At 72.3% G+C, this 4,935-nt stretch carries 4 protein-coding genes; 1 reads left to right on the top strand and 3 read right to left on the bottom strand.

Going from position 1 to position 4,935, the window contains the following annotated elements:
- A partial coding sequence (locus VOI19_RS14380) for an MFS transporter (RefSeq protein ID WP_323793650.1) occupies positions 1–1,306 on the top strand: 1,306 nt, incomplete at its 5' end.
- 12 nt (positions 1,307–1,318) lie between these two features.
- On the opposite strand, the gene VOI19_RS14375 is transcribed toward VOI19_RS14380, so the two are convergent.
- From VOI19_RS14375 to VOI19_RS14365, 3 genes are read right to left on the bottom strand one after another with little or no spacing between them, the layout of a single operon-like run.
- Positions 1,319–2,338 (bottom strand): methionine synthase, encoded by a 1,020-nt coding sequence (locus VOI19_RS14375; RefSeq protein ID WP_323793649.1) that lies wholly within the window; start codon positions 2,336–2,338, stop codon positions 1,319–1,321.
- Entirely contained in the window at positions 2,335–3,456 is a 1,122-nt protein-coding gene (mnmA, locus tag VOI19_RS14370; RefSeq protein WP_323793648.1) for a tRNA 2-thiouridine(34) synthase MnmA, read from the bottom strand. Before mnmA ends, VOI19_RS14375 begins: the two co-directional genes overlap by 4 nt.
- Positions 3,453–4,640: a cysteine desulfurase family protein gene (locus tag VOI19_RS14365; RefSeq protein WP_323793647.1), complete on the bottom strand. Its 1,188-nt coding sequence runs from the start codon at positions 4,638–4,640 to the stop codon at positions 3,453–3,455. Before VOI19_RS14365 ends, mnmA begins: the two co-directional genes overlap by 4 nt.
- Between the last annotated feature and the right edge of the window lie 295 nt (positions 4,641–4,935).

Raw genomic sequence — 4,935 nt, 5'->3', positions numbered from 1 at the left:
TGCCCAGAACGAGGCCATGCTGCTCTCCTCGCGCGCGCTCCAGGGTGTCGGCGCCGCGATGGCCGCCCCCACGGCCCTGGCGCTGATCACCACGACCTTCCCGGCCGGCCCGAAGCGCAACCGCGCCTTTGCCGTGTACGCCGCCATGTCGGGCGCCGGCGCGGCCGTCGGACTGATCCTCGGTGGCTACCTCACCGGTCTCGACAGCTTCTTCGGCCTCGAGCTCAGCGGGTGGCGCCTGACCTTCCTGATCAACACCCCGATCGGCCTGGTCGCGGCGGCCCTCGCCCCGCGCTTCCTGCCCGAGTCCGCCTCCGGACGCGGTCGCCTCGACGTGCCCGGCGCCATCACGGCCACCAGCGGACTCCTCGGCCTCGTCTACGGACTCACCCGGGCCGGCGACGAGCGCTACGGCTGGGGAGACAGCATCACCCTGCTGGCCCTCGTGGGAGGCGTCGCGCTGCTGGTGCTGTTCATCATCGTCGAGCTGCGCACCGACCACGCCCTGCTGCCGCTCCGCATCTTCAAGAACCGCACTCGGGCGGCGAGCTTCCTCGCGATGATGCTCGCCCCGGCTGCGATGTTCTCGATGTTCTACTTCCTCAGCCTCTTCATCCAGCAGGTCGTCGGCTACAGCTCGCTGCGCACCGGCTTCGCGTTCCTGCCGTTCTCGTTCGGCATCGTGATCGGCGCGGCCCTGTCGTCCAACCTCATCAACCGGGTCGACCCACGCTTCATCGCCGGCACCGGCACGCTGCTGGCGTCGTTCTCGCTGTTCATGTTCTCCCGGATCTCCATCGACGACTCCCCGGGCGCGGTCCTCGACGCGATCGCTGCCGGCGGCACCGCCGGTGCCGACCTCAACTACTGGTCGAGCCTCTTTCCCTTCATCGTCACGATGGCGATCGGCATGGGCATGACGTTCGTGCCCCTCACCCTGACCGCGGTCCACCACGTGCGCGCGCAGGACTCCGGGGTCGGCTCGGGCGTGCTCAACACGATGCAGCAGGTCGGTGGCGCGCTCGGCCTCGCCAGCCTCAGCACCGTGGCGGTCCACTTCGTCAACGACCGCGCCGACGTGGTCGCCGGGCCCATCGGCGAAGGGGTCGTCCGGGCCGGGCTCGACGAGCGGCTCGTGGGCTCCGCGGTCTTCCAGGCCACGTTCACCGAGGGCGCGACCAACGCGTTCCTGGTCGGCTCGATCATGATGCTCGGTGCCTCGCTGGTCGTGTGGACCCTGCTCGACGTCAAGCATGCCGAGCTGGCCACCGACGGCCCCGAGGGCGCCCCGGTCCACGCCGGCTGATCGCGGCGGACGTCAGGGCAGGTTGGTCGCGGACACCCGCGACAGGGCCAGCGCGCGAGCGGCCCAGGCCGACGTCGCGCCCGCCATCCCGCAGCCTGGGGAGACGGCGAGCAGCGGACCGACCGTCTCGGGGTCGAGCCCGACCATGTCGAGCCAGCGCAGCACCCGCTCGACGACGGCGGTGTCGGTCAGCGCCGCGTCGTCGAGGGACGACACTGCACCCAGCACCACCCGGTCACCGGCCTCGAGGGCCTCGGCCAGCGCGTTGTGCGCCGCAGCGTCGAGCACGTCGAGGTCGACGGCCAGGCCCCGCGCACCGGCTCCACGGAGCAGGTCGAGCGGCACCCCCGGGGCGCACGAGTGCACCCACGGCTCGGCACCCTCGTCGGTGATCGCGGCGAGCACCCAGCCCAGCTGCTCCGAGGCTTCCGGTGGGTGCACCGTGCGGTGGCGCCCGAAGCCGGACGCCGTGCGCACTCCCCCACCGAGCACGGCCGCCAGCGCCGGCTCGTCGACCTGGACCACGAGCCGCGAGGTCTCGCCGCGATCGTCGAGGCGCCGTCGTACGTCGCGCACGTGCCCGCGGACCCCCTCGGCGAGGGCCTGTGCGAGGTCGCGGCGCGCACCGTGGTCGCTGACGACCTTGTCGCCGCGTGGCTTCTCGGCCGTGGCGGCGAGGGTCCACGGCCCGGTGACCTGCACCTTGAAGGCGCCGTCGTAGCCCTGGGTCTGCTCCTCGAGCACGTCGAGGTCCTGGTCGAGGCGGCTGCGGGCGCGTCGTTGGTCGACGCCGGCGGCATCAGTCAGGCGCCAGCCGGCCGGCTGGAGGTCGACGCCGATGCCCTCGATGAGCGCCAGGGTGCGCCCCACCATGCCGGAGGCGACGCCCCGGGCCGGGAGCTCGGGGAGGAACGGCAGCCCGCGGTCGTGAGCCAGGGCGTCGAGGACGACCTTGAGGGAGGTCTCGAGGTCCTCGCCCGGCATCGAGCCGATGCCGGTGCCGAACGCCCCGTGGGACACGAGGGCACTCACGCCGACACGCGGTCAGTCGCCGAGATCGTCGCCGAGCCGACGACGCGGGTGCTGTCGTAGACGACGACGGCCTGGCCGGGGGCGATGCCGAAGGCGGGCTCGTGCAGCTCGACCTCGACGGTGCCGGCCTCCTCGTCGTGGCGCACCGTGGCCGGCAGCTCCTCGCCGTGGGCGCGCAGCTGCACGGTGACGCTCGGGCCCTCGAGCACGCCGGGCACCGCACCGCACCAGCGTGGCCGGATCGCCCGCAGCGAGTGGACCGCGAGCCGCTCGCGCGGACCGACCGTCACGGTGCCGGAGACCGGCTCGATGTCGAGCACGAAGCGTGGCTTGCCGTCTGGCGCGGGGCGTCCGATGCGCAGCCCCTTGCGCTGGCCGATGGTATAGCCGTAGGTGCCGTCGTGCTGCCCGAGCACCTCGCCGGAGTCGTCGTCGACGATGTCGCCGCCCTCGTTGGGAGCGCGGTCGCCGAGCTTCTCGCGCAGCCAGCCGGCGTTGTCGCCGTCCGCGACGAAGCAGATGTCGTGGCTGTCGGGCTTGTCGGCCACCAGCAGCCCGCGGCGCTCGGCCTCGAGACGGACGTCGGGCTTGGTGGAGTCGCCGAGCGGGAACAGGGAGTGCGCGAGCTGGCGCTGGTCGAGGACCCCGAGCACGTAGGACTGGTCCTTGCCGGCGTCGATCGCGCGGTGCATCTCGATGAGCCCGCCCTGCTCGGCCGGCGCCGTGCGCAGCTGGGCGTAGTGGCCGGTCGCGACCGCGTCGAAGCCCATCGCGAGAACACGCTCGAGCACCGCGGCGAACTTGATCTTCTCGTTGCAGCGCAGGCACGGGTTGGGGGTACGCCCAGCGGCGTACTCGTCCATGAAGTCCTCGACGACCTCCTCGTGGAACTCCTCGGAGAGGTCCCAGACGTAGAAGGGGATCCCGATCACGTCGGCGGCACGGCGCGCGTCGTTGCTGTCCTCGATCGTGCAGCAGCCGCGGGCGCCCGAGCGGTAGGACTGCGGGTTGCGCGAGAGCGCGAGGTGGATGCCGGTGACGTCGTGGCCGGCTTCCACGGCGCGCGCGGCAGCGACGGCGGAGTCGACGCCGCCCGACATGGCAGCGAGGACCTTCATCGTCGAGCCGCCCGAGCCCGTTCGACGACGGGTCCGATCGCGGCCACGACGGCGTCGACGTCGGCCTGGGTCGAGGTGTGGCCCAGCGAGAAGCGCAGCGAGTGGCGCGCAGCCTCGGGCGTGCACCCCATCGCGAGCAGCACGTGGGAGGGCTGCGCGACGCCGGCCGAGCACGCCGAGCCGGTGGAGCACTCGATGCCGCGGGCGTCGAGGAGCATGAGCAGGGAGTCGCCCTCGCAGCCGGAGAACCCGAGGTGGGCGTTGCCGGGCAATCGGTGCTCGGGGTCACCGTGCAGGTGGGCGTCGGCCACCTCCGCGAGCACCCGCCGTACGAGGTCGTCGCGCAGGGCGGTCACCCGGGCGGCGTGCTCGGCCTGCTGCTTGACGGCCAGCTCGACGGCGGCCGCGAAGCCGGCGATCGCGGGCGCGTCCAGGGTGCCGCTGCGGATGTCGCGCTCCTGGCCACCGCCGTGCACGAGCGGCGTCACGCCGAGCTCACGCCGTACGACGAGCGCGCCGACGCCGTAGGGTCCGCCGACCTTGTGGCCGGTCACGGTCATGGCGTCGACGCCGGAGGCGGCGAAGTCGAGCGGGACGGCGCCGAGCGCCTGCACCGCATCGGTGTGCACGGGGATGCCGTGCTCGGCGGCGATGGCCACGACCTCGTCGAGCGGCTGCAGCGTGCCGACCTCGTTGTTGGCCCACATCACCGAGATCAGCGAGACCGGGCGCTCGACCACGAGCCGGCGCAGCTGGTCGAGGTCGAGACGACCGAGGTTGTCGACGTCGAGCAGGCAGACCTCGGCCTCGCCGCTCTCCTGCATCCACTCGAGCGGGTCGAGGACGGCGTGGTGCTCGATCGCGGTCGAGATCAGCCGGGGCCGCTCCCCCAGCGCCGCGGCGCGTGACCAGTGGATGCCCTTGAGTGCGAGGTTGTCGGACTCGGTGCCACCGGAGGTGAACACGACCTCGCCCGGACGACAGTTGAGCGCCTGCGCGATCGTCTCGCGCGACTCCTCCACGACCCGTCGAGCCGAGCGCCCCGAAGCGTGCAGCGAGCTGGGATTCCCGACGGCCTGCAGGTGCGACGTCATCGCCTCGATCGCCGCGGGCACCATCGGTGTGGTGGCGGCGTGGTCGAGGTAGTGGACCCGGGGTTCGGGGCGGAGTGCTGCTGCGTTCATGGCCTGCCCAGCCTACGTGCTGACGCCCAGATCACCCTCAGTGCGGTACGACCCGACCGGACCGCCACCCCACGGTGGTCGAGGTGCGAACGAAGTGAGCCTCGAAACCCCTCACGCCCCTCCGGAGGCTGAGCAGGGCGAGGTACGAGCCCGTCGACGAAGCCCCGGAACCGACCCACCATCTCATCCACAGATCGTTCGAACACCCTGTCGAATGTCGGTGGTCGCAGGTAGAATCAGGGTGTGCCCAAGACCACCACCCCGACCGCGATCGCCGCGGTCCGCGACGCCCGAG

Source organism: Nocardioides sp. (assembly GCF_034670285.1).
Classification (GTDB): Bacteria; Actinomycetota; Actinomycetes; order Propionibacteriales; family Nocardioidaceae; genus Nocardioides.
This window is presented reverse-complemented; position numbering and strand designations above follow the sequence as displayed.